The following is a 21,718-nucleotide window of genomic DNA, read 5'->3' as shown; positions in this document are numbered from 1 at the left end:
CCCGTGGTGCTAGTTGAGCTTTAGCGCTCAACTAGCCCAAGTGTAACCAGGGAATAAGCTAACAATATACCGTCTAGTGCCACTTCAAATCCGATAATCGAATTGGCTCGGATCCCCGTGATGCGATAGTGGTCAACCAGAACCGAGAACACCGTCTCGATCACTTTGCGTTTTTGTTGGATCCACTGCTCCCATGTCTCAGACGCACGATGTTTCTGGTTTTTTCGAGACGGAGTCCAAAGCGCCATTTGGTATTCTTCGTACAGCCTTTTTTGCAAGTCACGGCTAATGAATCCTTTGTCCCCAAAGTTATACGGGTGGGGAATTTGGGTCATCACGCTTTCGGCTGCGATTCGATCGTGGCAAGATGCTTCCGTCACCACATACCCCATTGGCAGCCCTTGATCGGTCACTTGAAGGTGCAGCTTCAACCCGTAGTACCATTGCTTTTTGGAAGCGCAATACCCGATGTCGGCGATCTCTTGAAACCGTTTGACGCGATGCATTCTTGCCGTATGGCACAACGGGAGCGGCAAGCTGTCCACGACGGCATAGGCATGATGTTGACCGCGTTTTGCCAGCTCATGACGGATCCATTTGATGGCGAAACCAAGCGCCCGGCAACGGCGGTTGTATCGGGAGCGTTCAAGAAACGAGCCGTTTGTGAACAAATTTCCCGTGACAAAACGATGCCATGCCCGTTCGGATGTAAAACCGAGCAGCTTTCCTAAAAGATGAATGGCGATGATGACAGCGTCCTCTTGCTTGACCAAATGGCGATTTCGACGATGAAGATGCACCTGAATGCATGAAAGTTGAGCAGAAACAAAAACGAAAATGGCGGCATATTGCTTTTGAATCTTGGCTCGATCTGTAGTAAAATGAAAGTGCTCTTGCATGGGGATTCTCCTTTCGAATGGCAGGTCGCACTTTCATTCTACAGGAGATCCGCCAGCAAGGGCTATTTTTATGCTTGCTCAAGTTTATCTAGCACCACGGGTTGTATTAAGATTGTGCACCCGCTTTACATGGAGTGGCGGGCATGATAGCCTTGTTTGGCGATGCTGATGTTGTAACATCTGGCTTCTCGGCAGTAGAATCATGCCCGCAGAGGCTCCATGTCAAGCGTCATCGCTCCCCACTCTTAAAGGGGCAGGAACTTAGTAAAAAATTAACTTTTTTGTGTCCAAAAATTTGACGTAAATCCATTTACACTATATGACTAGAACAGAAACTTTATATGATGTCAACTCCCGAACCAAATTTTTAACTTTTTATCCAAAAATATTTTTCATTTTTGTGAATATTTTATTTGCGATATTTTTCACAAGTTAAATGTATGCTACACTACATATGTACAGATCAAAAAGTCCCTTTTTGCCTAGAAGGAGGATTATAATCATGAAAGCTGCAGTTGTGGAACAATTTAAAAAGCCGTTACAAGTGAAAGAAGTGGAAAAACCTAAGATCTCATACGGGGAAGTATTAGTGCGCATCAAAGCGTGTGGGGTATGCCATACAGACTTGCATGCCGCACATGGCGACTGGCCTGTAAAGCCTAAACTGCCTCTCATTCCTGGCCATGAAGGCGTCGGTGTAATTGAAGAAGTAGGTCCTGGGGTAACACATTTAAAAGTTGGAGATCGCGTAGGTATCCCTTGGCTTTATTCGGCGTGCGGTCATTGTGACTATTGCTTAAGCGGACAAGAAACATTATGCGAACATCAACAAAACGCTGGCTATTCCGTCGATGGTGGTTATGCTGAATATTGCCGTGCTGCAGCCGATTATGTCGTAAAAATTCCTGATAACTTATCGTTTGAAGAAGCCGCTCCAATCTTTTGCGCTGGTGTAACAACATATAAAGCGCTCAAAGTAACAGGCGCAAAACCAGGTGAATGGGTAGCCATTTACGGTATCGGCGGACTTGGACATGTCGCAGTCCAATACGCAAAGGCGATGGGGTTAAACGTCGTTGCTGTCGATTTAGGTGATGAAAAACTTGAGCTTGCTAAACAACTTGGTGCAGATCTTGTCGTCAATCCGAAACATGATGATGCAGCACAATGGATAAAAGAAAAAGTGGGCGGTGTGCATGCGACTGTCGTCACAGCTGTTTCAAAAGCCGCGTTCGAATCAGCCTACAAATCCATTCGTCGCGGTGGTGCTTGCGTACTCGTCGGATTACCGCCGGAAGAAATACCTATTCCAATTTTCGATACAGTATTAAATGGAGTAAAAATTATTGGTTCTATCGTTGGTACGCGCAAAGACTTACAAGAGGCACTTCAGTTTGCAGCAGAAGGAAAAGTAAAAACAATTGTCGAAGTGCAACCGCTTGAAAACATTAACGACGTATTCGATCGTATGTTAAAAGGGCAAATTAACGGCCGCGTCGTGTTAAAAGTAGATTAAAAAGTAGATTAAAAAGAAGGCGTCTGAGGGCGCCTTCTTATTTTACTTCAACGGAAAATACTTGATGATCATGAAGCTCTTCCTTATTTACGTCCCACAAAACGTCCGATACGGTCGATCAGACGGCTCAGGAGGTATAGCATATTACCCGTGGTGCTAGATAAACTCAAACAAGCATAAAAATAGCCCTTGCATGAGGATCCCCTTAAAATGAAAGTGCAACCAACCATTAAAAAGGAGCTCCTTTTTTTTCCGCACCCGCCCGTCAGTCGATGCTGCACAGCTCGGGCGGGCAGCCTTCGCAGGCGATTTGGTCGCGCAAGTATTGCAGGTCGTGGACGCGGATTTTGCCTTTTTGCACGGAGATGACGCCTTTTTTCCGCAAATCGCCGAGCATGCGGTTGACGACTTCACGGGAGGTGCCGCAAAAGTTGGCGAGCTCTTGGTTCGTCAGCGGCACGTCGATCAAAATGCCGTCTTCTTTCATGACGCCGTAGCTGTTGCACAAACGGATGAGCGTTGAATAGAGCGCTCCTTTTTTGCCGTGTAAAATCAAGTCGCGGAATTTCGTCTGCGTTTTGCGGAAATGGAGGCTCATCCATTTCATCAACTCGATCGCCAGCGTCGGATTGTTGGCAAGTTCTTGTTCGAGCGTCTCGCGCTTAATGGCGGAAACGACGCCGTCTTCCAGCACTTTCGCCGTCAGCATGTAGCGGGCGCCAGGGCAAAACAGTGTCAGCTCGCCGATCAAATCGCCCTCGCTGCAAATGCGCAGCGCGAGCTCCTGTCCGTCCATGTCCATTTTGCTGATTTGGATTTTCCCCGATTGGATATAGTAAATATCGTCTGCTTTTTCCCCTTCTTGAAACAAGTACGTTCCCTTCTCAAGGCGAAGATCGCGCCCAAGCGGTGTAAGCCACTTCTGCCATTCACGAGATTCCATCTCGTTCATCCGATCACAACCTTACGTAAAATGTATCGCTATATAAAAGTTTACAGGAAAAAAGAGGGAAGTCAATATAAGGATAGTGGAAAGATTAAAAAACTTGTTGAACATCGGTGGAATCGTTTGTGAAAGTCTTTGCATCCCAAGAACATGAGGGCGATGGAGTCAAGGATGCACCTTGGCTGCCGGGACAAATCGGTATTCGTTTCCCATAGACGGAGGGAGGGGCAAGAAAAAAATCCTTGAAAATTATTAAATATACATTTGATTTTATTTTTATACAGTATTATAATGAGAACTACATGAGGCATACGGGTGAGGGGGAACATGATGAACGTAGCCATTATCGGGGCGACGGGGTACAGCGGCGCGGAGTTGTTCCGCTTGCTATACGGGCATCCGCATGTGAGCCGTTGCGACGTGTTCTCGTCGTCGCAGGACGGGGTTCATGTATCGGAAAGTTTCCCGCACGTCGGTTCGGTCGATGGTGCGGTGTTGCATAAACTTGAAATCGAGGCGCTTTCCCGTTACGATGCGGTCTTTTTCGCCACGCCGCCCGGGGTGTCCGGGGAGTGGGCGCCGGCGCTCGTGGATCGGGGAGTGAAAGTGATCGATTTATCGGGCGATTTCCGTTTGAAAGACGGAGCGGTGTACGAACAATGGTACGGGCGGCAGACGGCGCCGGCGGAATATTTGCAAAAGGCGGTGTACGGGCTGACCGAGTGGAATCGGGAGGCGGTGCGCGAGGCCGTGCTCCTATCCAACCCGGGCTGTTATCCGACGGCGACGCTGCTTGGCCTGGCGCCGCTTGTCAAAGAAGGATTGATTCAGGAAGATTCGATCATCGTTGACGCCAAGTCCGGCGTATCGGGCGCGGGGCGGAAAGCAGGGCTTGGGACGCATTTTTCCGAAGTGAACGAAAACGTGAAAATTTATAAAGTGAACGTCCATCAGCACATTCCGGAAATTGAGCAAACGCTGCAAACGTGGAATGAAGCGATGGAGCCAATTACGTTCAGCACCCATTTGATTCCGATGACACGGGGCATTATGGCGACGATCTATGCGAAGGCGAAACAATCGATTTCGCCAAACGATTTGGTAGATTTATATAAAACAAGTTATGAAGGTTCGTCGTTTGTCCGTGTTCGCAAGGTCGGGCAATTTCCAGCGACGAAAGAAGTGTACGGATCAAATTATTGCGACATCGGCCTCGCCTACGATGAGCGGACGGGACGGGTGACGGTCGTGTCGGTGATCGACAACTTGATGAAAGGCGCTGCCGGGCAGGCGGTGCAAAACTTCAACTTGATGATGGGTTGGGATGAGGCGGAGGGCCTCCGATCCTTGCCGATCTATCCGTGAGGGAAGGGGAACGAACAATGACAGCAACGAAACAAACGGCGCAAGTAACGGCGGTCGTCGATGGAACAGTGGTTACGCCGAAAGGATTTCAAGCGGCCGGGGTGAGTGCCGGGCTGCGCTATTCGAAAAACGATTTAGGGGTTATTCTATGCGACGTGCCCGCTTCGGCGGCGGCGGTGTATACGCAAAGCCATTTTCAGGCGGCGCCGCTCAAAGTGACGCAGGCGAGCCTCGCTGTAGAACAAAAATTGCAGGCGGTCATCGTCAACAGTGCATGCGCGAACGCCTGCACCGGTGCGCAAGGGCTCAAGGACGCCTATGAAATGCGCGAGTTGTGCGCGAAACAGTTTGGCCTGGCGCTGCACCATGTGGCCGTCGCTTCAACGGGCGTGATCGGGGAATATTTGCCGATGGAAAAAATTCGCGCCGGCATCAAACAGCTTGTTCCAGGGGTGACGATGGCGGATGCGGAGGCGTTTCAAACGGCGATTTTAACGACCGATACGGTGATGAAGCGCGCTTGTTACCAAACAACGATCGACGGGAAAACGGTCACCGTCGGCGGAGCGGCGAAAGGATCGGGGATGATCCATCCGAACATGGCGACGATGCTCGCATTCATCACGACGGATGCCAATGTTTCGTCGCCGGTGCTGCACGCGGCGCTGCGGTCGATTACGGACGTTTCGTTTAACCAAATTACGGTCGACGGCGATACGTCGACAAATGATATGGTCGTCGTGATGGCAAGCGGTCTTGCTGGAAATGATGAGTTGACGCCGGATCATCCGGACTGGGAATACTTTTACGAGGCGCTGCGGAAAACGTGCGAAGATTTGGCGAAGCAAATCGCCAAAGACGGCGAGGGGGCGACGAAGCTCATTGAAGTGCGCGTGCGCGGCGCGAAAACGGATGAGGAAGCGAAAAAAATCGCCAAGCAAATCGTTGGCTCCAACTTAGTGAAAACGGCCGTTTACGGCGCGGACGCCAACTGGGGGCGGATCATCGGCGCGATCGGCTATTCGGATGCCGAAGTGAACCCGGACAACGTCGATGTCGCCATCGGGACGATGGTGATGCTGAAAGGAAGCGAGCCGCAGCCGTTCTCGGAAGAAGAAGCGGCGGCGTATTTGCAACAAGAGACGGTCGTCATTGAGGTCGATTTGCATATAGGCGATGGTGTCGGCGTTGCGTGGGGCTGCGATTTGACATACGATTATGTGAAAATTAACGCCAGCTATCGGACGTAAGGAGAGAAAACGATGGGGAAAACGGTCGTCATCAAATGCGGCGGCAGCGTGCTTGATGAGTTGTCTCCCGCCTTTTTTGCCAGCGTGAACGCAATGCGAAAACAAGGGATGGAGGTCGTCATCGTCCACGGCGGCGGGCCGGAAATCGGACACATGTTAAAAAAATTGTCCGTGCCGAGCGAGTTTGTCAACGGCTTGCGGAAGACGACGAAAGACGTGCTCGCGGTTGTGGAAATGGTGCTCTCCGGCAAAGTGAACAAACAGCTTGTCGCGATGCTCAGGCAGCACGGTTTGCCCGCGGTCGGTGTTTCCGGCGTGGACGGGGGACTGCTTGAAGCAGAACCGATCGACTTGGCCAAACTCGGCTATGTCGGCCGTGTGAAAACCGTTCGTTCCCAGCTGTTGCGCACGCTGCTTGCGGCGGGCTACATCCCGGTCATTTCCCCGCTTGGCATCGACCAAAACGGGCAAACGTACAACATTAACGCTGACACGGCGGCTGGGGCGGTCGCAGCGGCCATCGGCGCCAGCCAGCTCGCGTTTGTGACGAACGTACCCGGCATTTTGCGAGACGGTGCGCTCGTGGCTGAGGCGACGGTGGAAATGATTGAACGACTGATCGAAGACGGCGTCATCACGGGTGGGATGATTCCGAAAGTGAAAGCGGCGCTCTCCGCCCTGTCCGATGCGCTGCCGGAAGTGATGATCGTCAGTGGCAAAACAACGTTTTATCAGAACGGAACATGGTATGGGACAACGATTCGGAAAGAAAACGAAGTGGGGGTCTACTAAATAATGAGCGCGCTGTTTCCAACTTACAACCGTTGGAATATCGCCGTCCAGTCGGCCGAAGGGACGGTGGTGACCGATGTGAACGGAAAACAATATCTCGACTTTGTTTCCGGCATTGCCGTCTGCAATCTCGGCCATCGCCATCCGCATGTCCAAACGGGCATTGAACAACAGCTGAATCAATATTGGCACGTCTCGAACTTGTTTACGATCCCGATTCAAGAAGAGGTCGCCTCCTTGCTTGTCGCCCACAGCGCCGGCGATTATGTTTTTTTCTGCAACAGCGGGGCGGAAGCGAACGAGGCGGCGCTGAAGCTGGCGCGCAAACATACCGGGAGACATAAAGTCATTACGTTCCGCCAGTCGTTTCACGGCCGCACGTTCGCGACGATGACGGCGACCGGGCAGGAGAAAGTGTATAGCGGTTTTGGTCCGCTGCTTCCGGAATTCATTCACTTGCCGCTGAATGATGTCGACGCGCTCAAGCAGGCGATGAGCGAAGAAGTGGCGGCAGTCATGCTTGAAGTCGTCCAAGGGGAAGGCGGCGTCCGCCCGGTTGACCCGGCGTTTTTGCAGACAGCGTCGGAGCTGTGTCAACAGCACGGGGCGCTTTTGATCATCGATGAGGTGCAAACTGGCATCGGCCGGACTGGGAAGCCGTTTGCGTACCAGCACTTTGATGTGGAGCCGGACATCATCACCGCAGCGAAAGGGCTTGGCAGCGGCATTCCGGTTGGGGCGATGATCGGCAAAGCGTTTTTGAAAGAATCGTTTGGACCTGGGGTGCACGGGTCGACGTTTGGCGGCAACCCGATCGCGATGGCCGCCGCCAAGGCGACGTTAGAAGTGGTGTTTGATCCGGCGTTTTTGCAAGATGTGCAGGAGAAAGGCCGCTATTTGCTTGCACGCCTCCATGACGCGCTCGCTTCGCTTGACATCGTCAAGGACGTGCGCGGACTCGGGCTGCTGGTCGGAATCGAGTGCCAAACGGACGTCGCACCGCTGTTGCCATTGATTCACGAAAACGGCTTGCTCGTCCTTTCGGCGGGGCCGAACGTGATCCGCCTGTTGCCGCCGCTTGTCGTGACGAAAGCGGAAATCGATGAAGCGGTGGACATTTTGACAAACGTGTTGAACAACGCCAACGCCTCAGCCGTCTTGTAAACGGACGGCCGACGGCTTAATTTTTATTCTTGTTCATGCATAAAAATTCCCGAACGGTTATAAAAACTCAAACGATGAGGTGGCGCCAATGAAAGCGTATTTGCATGTGGCGAGCGGAAAAACGTTCAGCGGGGAGCTCGCCGCTCCGCTTGAAGAAAAGGTGAGCGGGGAGATCGTTTTTTTCACCGGCATGACCGGGTATCAAGAAGTGTTGACCGACCCGTCGTATAAAAACCAAATCATCGTTTTTACGTACCCGCTCATCGGCAATTACGGCATCAACGAAAACGATTTTGAAAGCAAGCGGCCGCACGTCGAAGCGGTCGTCGTCTACGAAGCGAGCCGAGAAGGGTTTCATTACGGGGCGAAATACAGTCTGGCGGAATACTTGCAGCATTGGAACATTCCGCTTCTCACGCACATGGACACGCGCGCCCTTGTGAAAGAAATCCGCACCGCTGGAACGATGATGGCGGAATTAAGTTTGTCGCCGATTTCAGCCGTTGGAGGCGTGGAAGCAGTATTTCCCGTGCGCGCGGTGTCAACGAGAACGATCGAAACATACGGCGAAGGCGGCCCGCATTTGGTGCTCGTCGATTTCGGCTATAAAAAATCGATTTTGCAGTCGCTTCTTGCGCGCGGTTGCCGGGTGACGGTTGTGCCGCATGATACGGCGCCGGAAGCGATTGACGCGCTGAAACCGGACGGGCTTGTCCTCTCGAACGGCCCAGGCGATCCGAAACAGTTACGCCATCAGCTTCCCGCTATCCGTCAGCTGATCGACCGGTATCCGACGCTTGCGATTTGCCTTGGCCATCAGCTCGTTGCCTTGGCGTACGGGGCGGATACGGAAAAACTCCGTTTCGGGCATCGCGGCGCCAATCAACCGGTGTGGGACGCGGTGAAACAAAACGTGATGATGACATCGCAAAACCATAGTTATGTCGTCAAAGAAGGCAGTTTGGTGGGCAAACCGTTTGACATTCGTTTCATCAACGTCAACGACGGTTCGGTCGAGGGCATCGTCCATCGCCATAAACCGATTTTGTCCGTGCAATACCATCCGGAGGCGCATCCCGGGCCGCACGATACCGGCTATATTTTCGACGAATTTTTGCAAACCGTGTTCAAGGGAGAGAACGTCTATGCCTAAAGATTCTTCGCTTCAATCGATTCTCCTGATCGGGTCGGGGCCGATCGTCATCGGCCAGGCTGCTGAGTTTGATTATTCCGGCACACAGGCGTGCATCGCCTTAAAGGAAGAAGGATACCGCGTTATTTTAGTGAACAACAATCCGGCGACGATCATGACCGATGATGTCCATGCCGATGCCGTGTATTTTGAACCGCTCACCGTTGAGGCGGTCGAAGCGATTATTGCCAAAGAACGCCCGGACGGGCTGCTCGCCACATTCGGGGGCCAGACAGGGCTCAACTTGGCGTTTCAGCTGCATGAAGCCGGCGTGCTTGAAAAGTATGGGGTGAGACTGCTCGGAACACCGATTGAAGCGATTAAGCGCGGGGAGGACCGCGAAGCGTTCCGCGCGTTGATGCACGAGCTTGGCGAACCGGTGCCGGAAAGCGAAATTGTTACAAGCGTCGAGGAAGCGGTCGCGTTCGCCGAACAAATCGGTTTTCCGATCATTATTCGTCCTGCATATACGCTCGGCGGGACGGGCGGCGGCATTGCCGAAAACATGGAGCAGTTTCTCGCGCTCGTGGAAAAAGGATTGAACGAAAGCCCGATTCATCAATGTTTGATCGAACGGAGCGTCGCCGGATTTAAGGAAATTGAATATGAAGTGATGCGCGACCAATCGAATACGTGCATTACCGTTTGCAATATGGAAAACGTCGATCCAGTCGGCATCCACACGGGCGATTCGATCGTCGTCGCACCGTCGCAGACGTTGACCGATGAGGAGTACCAAATGCTCCGTTCGTCGGCGGTGAAGATCATTTCCGCATTAGGGATCATCGGCGGCTGCAACATTCAGTTCGCCCTTGACCCGAACAGCAAACAATATTACTTAATCGAAGTCAACCCGCGCGTCAGCCGCTCGTCAGCGCTCGCCTCGAAAGCGACCGGCTACCCGATCGCCCGCATTGCGGCGAAGCTGGCGGTCGGCTATACGCTCGCGGAACTCGTCAATCCGGTGACGAAAACGACGTACGCCAGCTTTGAACCGGCCTTGGATTATGTCGTCGTCAAGTTTCCGCGCTTGCCGTTTGACAAGTTTCCGCACGCGGATCGGAAGCTCGGCACGCAAATGAAGGCGACCGGGGAAGTGATGGCGATCGACCGTAACATGGAGCGGGCGTTTCAAAAAGCGGTGCAGTCGCTCGAAGGCAAAAACAACGGACTGTTGTTGCCGGAGCTTTCGGTGAAAACGAATGATGAGCTGAAACAGCTGCTTGTCGACAAAGACGACCGCCGCTTTTTCGCGATTTTGGAACTGCTCCGCCGCGGGGTGGCGGTTGAAGCCATTCACAAATGGACGAAAATCGACCGCTTTTTCCTTTGCTCGTTCGAGCGGCTTGTCGCCCTTGAAAAACAGGCAGCGGCTGCAACGTTGGATACGATTGAGGAGCAAACGTTCCGTTTCTTGAAAGAAAAAGGATGTAGCGACGCCTTTTTAGCTGAAACGTGGGGCGTGACGGAGCTTGACGTGCGCAACAAGCGGAAGGAACTTGGCATCGTGCCGTCATACAAAATGGTCGACACGTGCGCGGCCGAATTTCATTCAGAAACGGATTATTACTACTCGACTTATTTCGGCGAAGACGAGCGAAAACAACCGAGCGGCAAAGAGAAAGTGCTGATCATTGGAGCCGGACCGATCCGCATCGGCCAAGGCATTGAGTTTGACTACAGCTCCGTTCATAGCGTGTTCGCCTTGCAAAAAGAGGGCTATGAAACGGTGATGATCAACAACAATCCGGAAACGGTGAGCACCGACTTTGCCGTCGCCGACCGTCTGTACTTTGAACCGCTGACGCTTGAGAGCGTCCTCGATGTTATCGAAGCGGAACAAATCAAGCATGTCATCGTTCAATTTGGCGGTCAGACGGCGATCAATTTGGTCAAAGGACTCGAAGAAGCAGGTGTGCCGCTGCTTGGCGTCACGTACGATATGATTGACCAGCTCGAGGACCGCGATCGTTTTTACCAGTTGCTTGAGGAACTTGACATCCCGCACGTACCGGGCTTGGTGGCGAACAATGCCGAGGAGCTCGCCGCCAAAGCGGCTGAGATCGGCTACCCGGTGCTGCTTCGTCCGTCGTATGTCATCGGAGGCTGCGGCATGTTTATCGTCCATAGCGAGGCGCAGCTCGCTGCTTTGATCGAGCAAGGCGAGTTGACCTATCCGATTTTGATTGATGCGTATTTGGACGGGAAAGAGGCAGAAGCGGACATCGTGACGGATGGAACAGACATCGTGCTGCCGGTCATCATTGAACACGTCGAAAAAGCCGGCGTCCACTCCGGTGACAGCTATGCTTGGCTGCCGGCGCAGACGCTCACAGGTGAAGAAAAAGCGAAAATCATCGACTATGCGGGCCGGATTGCGAAAAAACTCGGCTTTAAAGGAATTATGAACATTCAATATGTCATTGCGGACGGCAATGTATATGTTCTGGAAGTGAACCCGCGCGCGAGCCGGACGGTGCCGATCGTCAGCAAAACGACCGGCGTGCCATTGGCGCAAATTGCGACAAAGTTATTGCTTGGGAAATCACTTGTCGACATCGTTGACGAAAAAGCTCGCGCATTGGCGGTCATGCCGTACGCCGTGTTAAAGTATCCGGTCTTTTCGACCCATAAGCTGCCGGGGGTTGACCCGGTGGTTGGGCCAGAGATGAAATCGACCGGCGAAGGCATCAGCATCGCCGCAACGAAGGAGGAAGCGGCGTATAAAGCGTTTTATCCGTATTTGCAAAAGAAAGCGAACGCGAACGAGGTCTATGTCATTGGCAACATCGATGCCGAGCTGGAGGCGGAGATGACGGCAAAACAGCTGACCATCGTCGCTGATGTCCCGTTTGCCGATTGGGTGAAGCGCGACACGGCGCTCGCGGTGATCGACTTGGGCAAAGAGGAAGGCGAAGCGAACAAACGAATGACTGCGTTGTCCCGACAATTGCTCGTCTTCACGGAACGTGAGACATTGAAGCTCTTCTTGCAGGCGCTCGATGTCGATCATCTTGACGTGCAGCCGATCCATGGCTGGTTGGAAAAGAAAAAACAGGCAGAACAGGCGGTGATCGCATGAATGCAGTGATGTCATTAAAAGGGAGAGATTTTTTAACGCTTCTTGATTTCACGACAGAAGAAATTTTGGACTTGCTGGCGTTAGCAGCTGATTTAAAAGCGAAACAAAAAGCCGGTGTATCGTATACGCCGCTTTCCGGGAAAACAATGGCGATGATTTTTGAAAAGCCGTCAACGCGCACGCGCGTGTCGTTTGAAGTCGGCATGATTCAGCTTGGCGGCCAGGCGATGTATTTAAACGGAAACCATTTGCAGCTTGGCCGCGGCGAAACGATCGCCGATACGGCCCGCGTCTTGTCGCAATACGTCGATGTCATTATGATTCGCACATTTGCCCATCAAAAAGTCGAGGAGTTGGCCGAATATGCGTCCGTTCCGGTCATCAACGGCCTGACGGACGACGATCATCCGTGCCAGGCGTTGGCGGATTTGCTGACGATTTATGAAGTGAAGAAAACGTTCCAAGGCGTCAAGCTCGCCTATGTCGGCGACGGGAACAACGTCGCCAACGCCTTGCTTGTGGCCGCGGCGAAAGTCGGCATGGATGTCGCCATCGCCTGTCCACCGGGCTATGAGCCAAAGAAAGAATATGTCGAGGCGGCGTGCCGGATCGGTGAACAGACAGGCGCCGCCGTCACGGTGACGCACGACCCGCTTGTGGCGGTGGCGGGGGCGGATGCGATTTATACGGATGTCTGGACGAGCATGGGCCAAGAAAGCGAAAGTGCTGAGCGGCTGCAAGTGTTTCAGCCGTATCAAGTCAACGAAGAGCTCGTCAAAGCGGCAAAACCGGATTATCTCTTTTTGCATTGTCTGCCGGCCCACCGCGGCGAAGAAGTGACGGCCGGCGTCATGGAAGGTCCGAACTCGGTCGTCTTTGAGCAGGCCGGCAACCGGCTTCATGCGCAAAAAGCGATTTTGTTGTCCGTTTTATAGCAAAGGGGGAATTCCCGTTTCGGGAGTTCCTTTTTCACTTTGAAAAGGATTTCGAGGGGAGAGCTCCTTTTCGTTGTGAACAGCTTGGCGTTCCGTTTGCGATCCTCCATCATTTTCCTTCTTATGAACAGCGATGAAACCGGGCATGATAACAAATGCAATCGAAGCAAGGGGGATGAAACAAATGGGCCAACCGCGCCATTTCAAACCAGGCGATAAAGCGCCGAACAACGGCGTGTATATTGAAATCGGCGAAACGGGAGACAATGTAAAGCACCCGAAAAAGCTGAAACTGAAAGCCGGCGATACGTTTCCAGAAACGTCGAACCATAACCGGCATTGGACGTATTTGCGCAAACCGTGAAGCAGAACAAAAGCCATTCCAAGCATGGAGTGGCTTTTCATTTGCCGTGCGCTTTGCGATCCGCTATAATGATTTATAGTCAAAGAAGGTCAAATGGAGGGGACGGCATGGACGTAAGCCGTTTGACAGAAAAACTGCAAGAGGCGCTCATGGCGGCGCAGTCGCTCGCCAAAGAGCGGCATCATCAACAGCTTGATGTTGAACATCTTCTGCTGGCGCTCCTCGAGCAAGAAGATGGCTTGGCGCCGCGGCTGTTTGCCCTTTGCGGCGCCGACCGCGCTCAGGCGATCCGCTGGCTGCAAGACCGGATTCGCCAAAAGCCGGAAGTGCACGGAGCGGGAGAGGGACAGATGTACGTTGCGCCTGCCTTGGCGCGGCTGCTTGAGGGGGCGGAAAACGAAGCGAAACGAATGCAAGATGAGTACATATCGGTCGAACATGTGCTGCTCGCGCTGTCTCATGGCGCCGAGCCGGTTGCCCAGCAACTGGCATCGTTTGGCTTGACAGAGCAAGCACTGGTAGAAGCCGTGAGAAAGGTAAGGGGGAATCAACGCGTGACGAGTCCACATCCGGAAGCAACCTATGAAGCGTTGACCAAATACGGGCGCGATCTTGTCGCCGAAGCGAAGGCGGGAAAAATCGACCCGGTCATCGGCCGCGACAGCGAAATTCGCCGCGTCATCCGCATTTTGTCGCGGAAGACGAAAAACAATCCGGTGCTGATCGGTGAGCCGGGCGTTGGGAAGACCGCTATTGTCGAGGGGCTCGCCCAGCGCATCGTGCGCAAAGACGTCCCGGACGGGTTGAAAGACAAAACGATTTTCGCTCTTGACATGAGCGCGCTCGTCGCCGGAGCGAAGTTTCGCGGTGAGTTTGAAGAGCGGCTGAGGGCTGTATTGAACGAAATTAAAAAAAGCGAGGGCCGCATCATCTTGTTTATCGACGAGCTGCACACGATCGTCGGCGCCGGCCGGGCCGAAGGGGCGATCGACGCCGGCAATATGTTAAAGCCAATGCTTGCCCGCGGCGAGTTGCGCTGCATCGGGGCGACGACGCTTGATGAGTACCGGCAATACATCGAAAAAGACCCGGCGCTCGAGCGCCGCTTCCAACAAGTGCTTGTCCAAGAGCCGAGTGTCGAGGACACGATTTCGATTTTGCGCGGATTGAAAGAACGGTATGAAGTGCACCATGGAGTGAAAATTCACGACCGGGCGCTCGTCGCGGCCGCCGTTTTGTCCGACCGTTACATCTCTGACCGCTTTTTGCCTGACAAAGCGATCGATTTGGTCGATGAAGCGTGCGCGACGATCCGGACGGAAATGGAATCGATGCCGTCGGAGTTGGACGAAGTGATGCGCCGCGTCATGCAGCTGGAAATTGAAGAGGCGGCCTTAAGCAAAGAAACGGATGAAGCGAGCCGCGATCGGCTGGCGGCATTGCAAAAAGAACTTGCCGATTTGCGTGAAAAGGCGAACGCCATGAAAGCGCAATGGCAAAAAGAAAAAGAGGCGCTTGACCGCGTCCGCCGTTTGCGCGAGGCGCTCGAGCGGGCAAAACGCGAACTGGAAGAGGCGGAAAACGAGTATGATTTAAACAAGGCGGCGGAGCTTCGCCATGGCCGCATTCCGCAGTTGGAAAAGCAACTCAAACAGCTCGAGCAAGAAATCAGTGAGCAAAGTGAAGGGAAATTGCTGCGCGAGGAAGTGACGGAAGAAGAGATTGCCGAAATCGTGTCACGCTGGACTGGCATTCCGCTCACCCGCCTCGTCGAGGGAGAGAGGGAAAAGCTGCTTCGCCTTCATGAATTGCTGCATAGACGGGTCATCGGTCAAGACGAAGCGGTCGAGCTTGTCGCCGACGCCATCTTGCGGGCGCGGGCCGGCATGAAAGACCCGAACCGCCCGATCGGATCGTTTTTGTTCCTTGGACCGACCGGCGTCGGCAAAACGGAACTGGCCAAAGCGCTCGCCGAGGCGCTGTTTGACAGTGAGGAGCAGCTCATCCGTCTTGACATGTCCGAGTATATGGAAAAACACGCCGTCTCCCGCTTGATCGGAGCGCCGCCCGGCTATGTCGGCTATGAGGAAGGCGGCCAGCTGACCGAGGCGGTGCGGCGCAAGCCGTATTCCGTTCTGTTGTTCGATGAAATCGAAAAAGCTCATCCGGACGTGTTCAACATCCTGTTGCAGCTGCTCGATGACGGACGGCTCACCGATTCGCAAGGGCGGACGGTCGACTTTAAAAACACGGTCGTCATTATGACATCGAACATCGGATCGCCGCTGTTGTTGGAAAACAAACAGGGCGACATCGATGAAGAAACGCGCAAACAAGTGTTTGACCAACTGCGCGCCCATTTCCGCCCAGAATTTTTAAACCGGATCGACGATATCGTCTTGTTTAAGCCATTGTCGATGAATGAAGTGAAAGGCATCGTCGAAAAGTTCGCCCGCGAGCTGTCGGCCCGTTTGGCCGATCGGCATATCGAACTCGTGCTGACCGAAGCGGCGAAGCAATACATCGCCGAAGCGGGCTTCGACCCAGTATACGGCGCCCGCCCGCTCAAACGGTTTATGCAAAAGCAAATCGAAACGCCGCTTGCGAAAGAGCTGATCGCTGGGCGGGTGAAAGATTACAGCACCGTCACGGTCGATGCCGAAAACGGCCGGCTTGTCATTCGCCCGTCAGCGTGAAACGAGTCGAAGAGGCGGGGGATAGCCGGGGGAAGAGACGCGCTTCTTGCTGGCAGCGTCAAACGTTTTTATGCCCCCATAAAGCCCATCTCATTGAGCATTGTGGGGCACGTGGCCGGCTGCAGAAAACACCAACCTACACCCATCAAGATGGAATCCCTCCTCGACTTACGCCTATATACGTGTTGGAATGGGGCTTCTCGATGACAAAAACAACGCCTTGGGACTTTCAACCCAAGGCGTTGTCTTATGAGGAGAATGATCAATGGCGATGATCCCCAGCCGGCTCGTCCGGAATCAAAGCGGCGACGACAAGGACTAAAACGGTCACGATCACGCCGAGCAAGGCGCCGGTTGCGAAATCATAGCCGGTCCCTTGCATCGAGCCCATGACGTACGTCGCCATTTGCACGAGCAAAAACGTCCAAAAAAACGTCCAAAACAAGCGCATCTTTGTTCCTCCCGTCTTCTCGTCATTCCTTTTCTTATCTTATCACAATTTGTCGCGTAGGCATATACCCGGACGTTTTTTTTGGCCGCGCATATCGTATACTGTACCATTATGCATTGCCAAACAAGGGTGAATGGAAACGATGGCAGGACAACGGCGGTTTTTTCAACTCGATGAGCAAGGGTGCATCGTTCACGTGCCGGAGCGCCCAAATGGGTTTGCCCTTTTTTTAATAGGCGACGGCGACCATTTTGTGAACGAACAGACGAGTTTTTGGCTCGAGCATCCGGGGCGGCGCCAATGGCTGGAAGATTGGTTGGAACGTGGGTATACGGTCTTTTCGTCCCATTTGTACGGCTGGCATTGGGGGAGTCCGAAAGCGGTCCGGCTGGCGCGCCAGCTCATTTACTCGGTGTTGAAAAGCGAAATTGTGAACCAGCGCATCTATATCGTTGCCGAAGGAATGGGCGCGCTCGTTGCTTTGCAACTGCTTGGCGCCATGCCAAGTCAAATCCGCGCCGTCGCCATGATCAACCCTTGCCTTGACGTACGCGCCCAGCTTGACTATGAACAGGAACATCCATTCGTGTACCGGCGGATGGTGAGGGAAATCGCGACTGCCTATGGCTTGAAAGAAGAGGAGGTGCCCGAGGCTGTTCCGTCCCTCTTTCTCAGTCCTCATGACGTTCCGGTGACGATTTGGCAGCTGGCCGGAGTGAGCCCGTATCCATCCGCCTTGCATAGCCGTAAATATGAACAATGGATGAAAACGACAAACAACCGGGTGCGCGTCGTTTACGAGCTGCCGGAGAAACGGCGCCAACTGGCTCGGCAAATCGGGCAATTTTTCTGCCAATACAATGAACTCCCGTAAACGACAAGGGCAGGAGCTGACTCAAAAGCTCCTTTTTGATGAAATTTCACCCAAGTATTGAAAAGACCACCTCTGACCCCCGTGGTTGTACCGGGTTTTCAAGGTGGTCTATTTTTCCATGTTGCCTCAGATAGGGGTATTACCGCTTTTTTGGATCAGCCTCTGCTATTTTTTCAATAAGTCGACGAGCGAGGTGATCTTTTTCACGAGCGGTTTTAATTGTTGCAATGAGTCGGCTAGCGTATTGACGTTTTCAAACAGCTTCATGAAATCGATGTTCGGCAGTAAAGGCGGTTCTGCCTCGCTCCCTTGATCTTCGCGCTCGCCGGTTGTGCGAGAAGGAAAAGATCCGAACATTAGGCGGGAAAAATGGTCTTGCCGTTCGCGATGTTGTTCTTGTGCTTCGCCGTTGGCCATGGGCGATCCTCCCTTTCATGCGATGGTCGCTCGTATTTGTATTGTATGGCAGAAAGGAAAAAGCGGTTTGGACAAATGCCTTAGGGGAACGGAAAACGCTGGTTCAACTTTCGTTTTTTATTGCGCATCCACGCTCTTTCGGCTAAAATTAGTACCAAGTAATAATAATTGGTAATGTAGACTGATTGTACATTCAAGTTTGGTTGTCAGCGTGAGCGTTTTTTTGCCATTTTGGGAAAGAAAAAGGAGATGAATGATATGGGAGCAGGAATTATCGGGGTCGGCCGCTATGTGCCGGAAAAAGTGTTGACCAACTTTGATTTGGAAAAAATGATGGATACATCGGATGAATGGATCCGGACGCGCACCGGGATCGAGGAGCGCCGCATCGCTCCGGATGACATCGATACGTCCCATATGGCGTATTTTGCCGCAGAAAGGGCGCTTCAAGACGCTGGCATTGAGGCGAAGGATATTGATCTCATTTTAGTTGCCACCGTCACCCCGGACCGTCCGTTTCCGTCGGTCGCTTGCATGCTGCAAGAGCGGCTTGGCGCCGTCAACGCCGCTGCGCTTGATATTAGCGCTGCCTGCGCGGGGGTTATGTACGGGATGGTCACGGCCGCCCAATTTATTGACACAGGCACCTACAAGTATATATTAGTAGTGGGGGCAGACAAACTATCGAAAATCACCGATTGGACCGACCGCAACACGGCGGTGCTGTTCGGCGATGGCGCCGGAGCGGTCGTCATGGGTCCGGTGTCGCCCGGGCGCGGGATTTTATCTTTTGAGTTGGGAGCTGACGGAACAGGAGGAAAACATTTATACAAAGACGAATATATCGTCATGAACGGCCGTGAAGTATTCAAGTTCGCCGTCCGGCAAATGGGAGAATCAAGCGTGCGTGTGCTTGAAAAAGCCGGGCTCACGAAAGACGATGTCGACTTTCTCATTCCTCATCAAGCGAACATTCGCATCGTCGAAGCGGCCAGACAGCGGCTCGAGCTGCCGGAAGAGAAAATATCGACGACGATCCGCCGATATGGCAACACGTCGGCCGCATCTATTCCGATTTCGCTTGTAGAAGAGCTGGAAGCGGGTAAAATCAGTGACGATGATCTCATCATTATGGTCGGATTCGGCGGCGGGCTGACGTGGGGCGCGATCGCCTTGCGCTGGGGCCGTTAACGGCACGGATATTATCGAAATAAAAAAAGGAGAGACGGAAACGATGGAAAAAAGACGAGTCGTCGTGACAGGCATAGGCGCCGTCACCCCGCTTGGGAATGACGCAGAAACGACGTGGAAAAACATCATCGCCGGCCAGTCCGGCATCGACATTGTCACCCGCGTCAATCCGGACGACTTTCCGGCAAAAGTGGCGGCGGAAGTGAAAGACTTCGATCCGTCGCTGTTTATCGACCGCCGCGAGGCGCGGAAGATGGACCGATTTACCCAATTCGCCGTCGCTGCGGCGCTTATGGCGGTCAAAGATGCCAATCTCAACATTCATGAAAGCAACGCTGAACGGGTCGGTGTTTGGATTGGTTCTGGCATCGGCGGTATGGAGACGTTTGAACAGCAGTTTGAAATTTTCCAGCAGCGCGGTTATCGCCGAGTGAGCCCGTTTTTCGTGCCAATGATGATCCCGGATATGGCCGCTGGGCAAGTATCGATCATCCTTGGAGCGAAAGGGATCAATTCGTGCACGGTCACCGCTTGCGCGACCGGGGCGAACTCGATCGGTGATGCGTTTCGGGTCATTCAGCGCGGCGATGCGGATGTGATGATCGCGGGGGGAACGGAAGCGCCGATTACGAAAATGTCGTTCGCCGGTTTTTGCGCCAATACGGCTCTCTCAACCAATCCAGATCCAAAAACGGCGAGCCGCCCATTTGACAAAAACCGCGACGGTTTCGTCATGGGTGAGGGAGCAGGAATCGTTGTTTTGGAGGAATTGGAGCACGCGCTGCGCCGCGGCGCGAAGATTTACGCCGAAATTGTCGGTTACGGCGCGACCGCCGATGCGTACCATATCACCGCGCCGGCGCCGGGCGGCGAAGGCGGCGTGCGGGCGATGCGCCAGGCGCTTCAAGACGCCGGCTTGAAGCCGGAGGACATTGATTACATCAACGCCCACGGCACGAGCACCGAGTACAATGATAAGTATGAGACGGAGGCGATCAAAGAAGTATTCGGCGATCATGCCTATAAGCTCGCCGTCAGCTCGACGAAGTCGATGACTGGGCATTTGCTCGGGGCGACCGGCGCGGTGGAAGCGATTTTCTCCGTGCTGGCGATCCGCGACGGCATCATTCCGCCGACGATCAACTACGAAACACCGGATCCGGAATGCGACCTCGACTATGTGCCGAATGAAGCGCGCAAGCAAGACGTGCGTGTGGTCTTAAGCAACTCATTTGGATTTGGCGGCCATAATGCGACATTGATTTTTAAAAAATATGTGTAATGGATGAAAAGGAGAGCCTTGGTTGAGCAGAGCTGAAAACGCGTGACTAACGGCGGGTTCGGTTCAGCGTCAGGCTCTCTTTTTTGTTTTGTTTCACCGTCTTTTCCCTGCCGACATAACGTAAGAGAAAAGGAGGGAAAAGCGATGGGATTGCTTCCAACCGATCGATGGCTGGAAGAGGATGAGGGGGACCCGCTCCTGTTGTGCGGGAGGTTGAGTTCGTTTTTTAAAGGAGCGTCGGCGCGTGAGATTTACAGCTATTTACGGCTGTATGGCATGTACCGAAGCACTCGACAGGCCGAGCGGCTTTTGCCGGAGATGAAAGAGCGCCGTCTTTGGGAACGTCTTGGCCGTTTGTATGAACGGCAACGGGGGATATGGAAGGGGCCAGACGTTCCGGTATGTTTGCTGCCGGCCGATGACGAAAACTGGAAGCTTGTGCGCGAATTCCAAGGAAAAGGCGGGGTGGCGTTTGCTGATAAATTGTTTTTCTTCTTGCTGCCGGATCATGGCGACGAGGAGATCGCCGCGTTGGTGGCGCATGAATACAACCATGTATGCCGTCTCAAGCAGTTGCCGAACGAAGGCGAAGATGCGACGTTGCTGGATGCCGTCGTGATGGAAGGATTGGCGGAGCATGCCGTCACCGAGACAGTCGGCGTCAAGCAGTGTGCGGGATGGACGAAGTATTACACCGATCGGGAGATGGAACGGTTTTGGCGGCGTTATATTGTCCCGAACCAACATTTGCCCGTTTCGCATCCGCATACTTCCCGCATTTTGTACGGGCTTGGATGGCATCCGAAAATGGGGGGCTATGCCGTTGGGTATGCCATCATCCGTCGTTGCCTAGAAAGAGGCTATTCGCTCGCCCAATTGATGAAGATGGAAGCGAAAGACATCGCGGAGTTGGCGGGCTTTTCAGGCAAACAGCAAGGAGCGTCTTAGCTCGAAACCGCATGGCGGACGCCGCTGTCCGGTTATCACAAGAATCTTAGGGGCATCGGGCGCAAACAGGCATGTTGTCCATGGCGCCGACATATATGTAGAACAAGGACGTGGACAAGAAGGAAGGGAAAGCCCGGTGGTCCGCCTGTTTTTTTATTTGGTCGGTTTCGGTTTTTCAGTCGTCGGCGGCATGATGGTGATCGCCTATTTGAACATCATCACTCCAGAGCGTGGTTTTTACGAATACTTATCTTATATTTCGACAAGGGTGGAATGTTATTTATTCCCTATTGGCCTTCTTTTGATGTGGGGGAGCTTGACGTTTCCAAGCCGCAGCCCCTAGAGGGGAAAAGA

19 protein-coding genes are annotated in these 21,718 nt (G+C 53.3%); 15 read left to right on the top strand and 4 right to left on the bottom strand.

From position 1 onward, the window contains the following. Positions 1-20: 20 nt before the first annotated feature. Positions 21-899, bottom strand: coding sequence for an IS982 family transposase (locus tag NSS88_RS04820; RefSeq protein WP_011230510.1), 879 nt, complete (start codon positions 897-899; stop codon positions 21-23). A 502-nt stretch (positions 900-1,401) separates the two neighbouring features. Between NSS88_RS04820 and adhP the strand changes: the two genes are divergently transcribed. After that, entirely contained in the window at positions 1,402-2,415 is a 1,014-nt protein-coding gene (gene adhP, locus NSS88_RS04815; RefSeq protein WP_049626626.1) for an alcohol dehydrogenase AdhP, read from the top strand. A 265-nt stretch (positions 2,416-2,680) separates the two neighbouring features. Here the strand turns inward: adhP and NSS88_RS04810 are convergent, their stop codons facing one another. Next, entirely contained in the window at positions 2,681-3,367 is a 687-nt protein-coding gene (locus NSS88_RS04810) for a Crp/Fnr family transcriptional regulator (protein WP_049626625.1), read from the bottom strand. A gap of 324 nt (positions 3,368-3,691) precedes the next feature. Here NSS88_RS04810 and argC point away from each other — a divergent pair, with 324 nt between their 5' ends. The 9 genes from argC to clpB all read left to right on the top strand — a co-directional run bounded on the left by argC (position 3,692) and on the right by clpB (position 16,201). Then, complete coding sequence (argC, locus tag NSS88_RS04805) at positions 3,692-4,726, top strand: N-acetyl-gamma-glutamyl-phosphate reductase (protein WP_049624662.1); 1,035 nt, start codon at positions 3,692-3,694, stop codon at positions 4,724-4,726. A gap of 17 nt (positions 4,727-4,743) precedes the next feature. Next, positions 4,744-5,976: a bifunctional ornithine acetyltransferase/N-acetylglutamate synthase gene (argJ, locus tag NSS88_RS04800; protein WP_121678243.1), complete on the top strand. Its 1,233-nt coding sequence runs from the start codon at positions 4,744-4,746 to the stop codon at positions 5,974-5,976. A gap of 12 nt (positions 5,977-5,988) precedes the next feature. Continuing rightward, positions 5,989-6,768 (top strand): acetylglutamate kinase, encoded by a 780-nt coding sequence (gene argB / locus NSS88_RS04795; protein WP_049624661.1) that lies wholly within the window; start codon positions 5,989-5,991, stop codon positions 6,766-6,768. A gap of 3 nt (positions 6,769-6,771) precedes the next feature. Beyond that, on the top strand, positions 6,772-7,932 hold the full coding sequence (locus tag NSS88_RS04790; protein ID WP_049624660.1) for an acetylornithine transaminase: 1,161 nt from the start codon (positions 6,772-6,774) through the stop codon (positions 7,930-7,932). A gap of 88 nt (positions 7,933-8,020) precedes the next feature. After that, positions 8,021-9,085 carry a carbamoyl phosphate synthase small subunit gene (locus NSS88_RS04785; RefSeq protein ID WP_339240232.1) on the top strand — a complete coding sequence of 355 codons (1,065 nt, stop codon included), beginning with the start codon at positions 8,021-8,023 and terminating at the stop codon, positions 9,083-9,085. Beyond that, positions 9,078-12,206, top strand: coding sequence for a carbamoyl phosphate synthase large subunit (locus NSS88_RS04780; RefSeq protein WP_339240234.1), 3,129 nt, complete (start codon positions 9,078-9,080; stop codon positions 12,204-12,206). The genes NSS88_RS04785 and NSS88_RS04780 overlap by 8 nt, the downstream gene beginning before the upstream one ends. After that, positions 12,203-13,141 carry an ornithine carbamoyltransferase gene (gene argF, locus NSS88_RS04775; RefSeq protein WP_341083317.1) on the top strand — a complete coding sequence of 313 codons (939 nt, stop codon included), beginning with the start codon at positions 12,203-12,205 and terminating at the stop codon, positions 13,139-13,141. The genes NSS88_RS04780 and argF overlap by 4 nt, the downstream gene beginning before the upstream one ends. A gap of 184 nt (positions 13,142-13,325) precedes the next feature. Beyond that, the gene (locus tag NSS88_RS04770) at positions 13,326-13,505 is read left to right on the top strand and encodes a YjzC family protein (protein WP_011230299.1); all 180 of its coding nucleotides are present in this window, start codon (positions 13,326-13,328) and stop codon (positions 13,503-13,505) included. Positions 13,506-13,612: 107 nt separating this feature from the next. After that, positions 13,613-16,201 (top strand): ATP-dependent chaperone ClpB, encoded by a 2,589-nt coding sequence (gene clpB, locus NSS88_RS04765; protein ID WP_049626103.1) that lies wholly within the window; start codon positions 13,613-13,615, stop codon positions 16,199-16,201. A gap of 262 nt (positions 16,202-16,463) precedes the next feature. Here clpB and NSS88_RS04760 read toward each other — a convergent pair whose 3' ends face one another. Further along, positions 16,464-16,652 (bottom strand): YjzD family protein, encoded by a 189-nt coding sequence (locus tag NSS88_RS04760; RefSeq protein WP_049626102.1) that lies wholly within the window; start codon positions 16,650-16,652, stop codon positions 16,464-16,466. Between the two features lie 133 nt (positions 16,653-16,785). Between NSS88_RS04760 and NSS88_RS04755 the strand changes: the two genes are divergently transcribed. Further along, positions 16,786-17,526, top strand: coding sequence for an alpha/beta hydrolase (locus NSS88_RS04755; RefSeq protein ID WP_049624653.1), 741 nt, complete (start codon positions 16,786-16,788; stop codon positions 17,524-17,526). A 165-nt stretch (positions 17,527-17,691) separates the two neighbouring features. Here the strand turns inward: NSS88_RS04755 and NSS88_RS04750 are convergent, their stop codons facing one another. Further along, on the bottom strand, positions 17,692-17,943 hold the full coding sequence (locus NSS88_RS04750; protein WP_033015622.1) for a hypothetical protein: 252 nt from the start codon (positions 17,941-17,943) through the stop codon (positions 17,692-17,694). A 258-nt stretch (positions 17,944-18,201) separates the two neighbouring features. Between NSS88_RS04750 and NSS88_RS04745 the strand changes: the two genes are divergently transcribed. The 4 genes from NSS88_RS04745 to NSS88_RS04730 all read left to right on the top strand — a co-directional run bounded on the left by NSS88_RS04745 (position 18,202) and on the right by NSS88_RS04730 (position 21,707). Then, positions 18,202-19,134 carry a beta-ketoacyl-ACP synthase III gene (locus NSS88_RS04745; protein WP_049624652.1) on the top strand — a complete coding sequence of 311 codons (933 nt, stop codon included), beginning with the start codon at positions 18,202-18,204 and terminating at the stop codon, positions 19,132-19,134. Between the two features lie 43 nt (positions 19,135-19,177). Then, positions 19,178-20,416 (top strand): beta-ketoacyl-ACP synthase II, encoded by a 1,239-nt coding sequence (fabF, locus tag NSS88_RS04740; RefSeq protein ID WP_049624651.1) that lies wholly within the window; start codon positions 19,178-19,180, stop codon positions 20,414-20,416. 144 nt (positions 20,417-20,560) lie between these two features. After that, positions 20,561-21,364, top strand: coding sequence for a DUF2268 domain-containing protein (locus tag NSS88_RS04735; RefSeq protein ID WP_049624650.1), 804 nt, complete (start codon positions 20,561-20,563; stop codon positions 21,362-21,364). A 136-nt stretch (positions 21,365-21,500) separates the two neighbouring features. Then, complete coding sequence (locus tag NSS88_RS04730; RefSeq protein ID WP_033015628.1) at positions 21,501-21,707, top strand: hypothetical protein; 207 nt, start codon at positions 21,501-21,503, stop codon at positions 21,705-21,707. The last annotated feature ends 11 nt before the right edge of the window (positions 21,708-21,718 follow it).

This window comes from Geobacillus sp. FSL W8-1251 (assembly GCF_038005945.1).
GTDB lineage: Bacteria > Bacillota > Bacilli > Bacillales > Anoxybacillaceae > Geobacillus > Geobacillus stearothermophilus.
Note: the sequence above shows the minus strand (reverse complement) of the source record. Positions and strands in the feature narration are given on the sequence as shown.

Coding starts and splice junctions, on each gene's coding strand:
- NSS88_RS04820 (WP_011230510.1), bottom strand. CDS start 899: ATGCAAGAGCACTTTCATTTTACTACAGATCGAGCCAAGATTCAAAAG.
- adhP (WP_049626626.1), top strand. CDS start 1,402: ATGAAAGCTGCAGTTGTGGAACAATTTAAAAAGCCGTTACAAGTGAAA.
- NSS88_RS04810 (WP_049626625.1), bottom strand. CDS start 3,367: ATGAACGAGATGGAATCTCGTGAATGGCAGAAGTGGCTTACACCGCTT.
- argC (WP_049624662.1), top strand. CDS start 3,692: ATGAACGTAGCCATTATCGGGGCGACGGGGTACAGCGGCGCGGAGTTG.
- argJ (WP_121678243.1), top strand. CDS start 4,744: ATGACAGCAACGAAACAAACGGCGCAAGTAACGGCGGTCGTCGATGGA.
- argB (WP_049624661.1), top strand. CDS start 5,989: ATGGGGAAAACGGTCGTCATCAAATGCGGCGGCAGCGTGCTTGATGAG.
- NSS88_RS04790 (WP_049624660.1), top strand. CDS start 6,772: ATGAGCGCGCTGTTTCCAACTTACAACCGTTGGAATATCGCCGTCCAG.
- NSS88_RS04785 (WP_339240232.1), top strand. CDS start 8,021: ATGAAAGCGTATTTGCATGTGGCGAGCGGAAAAACGTTCAGCGGGGAG.
- NSS88_RS04780 (WP_339240234.1), top strand. CDS start 9,078: ATGCCTAAAGATTCTTCGCTTCAATCGATTCTCCTGATCGGGTCGGGG.
- argF (WP_341083317.1), top strand. CDS start 12,203: ATGAATGCAGTGATGTCATTAAAAGGGAGAGATTTTTTAACGCTTCTT.
- NSS88_RS04770 (WP_011230299.1), top strand. CDS start 13,326: ATGGGCCAACCGCGCCATTTCAAACCAGGCGATAAAGCGCCGAACAAC.
- clpB (WP_049626103.1), top strand. CDS start 13,613: ATGGACGTAAGCCGTTTGACAGAAAAACTGCAAGAGGCGCTCATGGCG.
- NSS88_RS04760 (WP_049626102.1), bottom strand. CDS start 16,652: ATGCGCTTGTTTTGGACGTTTTTTTGGACGTTTTTGCTCGTGCAAATG.
- NSS88_RS04755 (WP_049624653.1), top strand. CDS start 16,786: ATGGAAACGATGGCAGGACAACGGCGGTTTTTTCAACTCGATGAGCAA.
- NSS88_RS04750 (WP_033015622.1), bottom strand. CDS start 17,943: ATGGCCAACGGCGAAGCACAAGAACAACATCGCGAACGGCAAGACCAT.
- NSS88_RS04745 (WP_049624652.1), top strand. CDS start 18,202: ATGGGAGCAGGAATTATCGGGGTCGGCCGCTATGTGCCGGAAAAAGTG.
- fabF (WP_049624651.1), top strand. CDS start 19,178: ATGGAAAAAAGACGAGTCGTCGTGACAGGCATAGGCGCCGTCACCCCG.
- NSS88_RS04735 (WP_049624650.1), top strand. CDS start 20,561: ATGGGATTGCTTCCAACCGATCGATGGCTGGAAGAGGATGAGGGGGAC.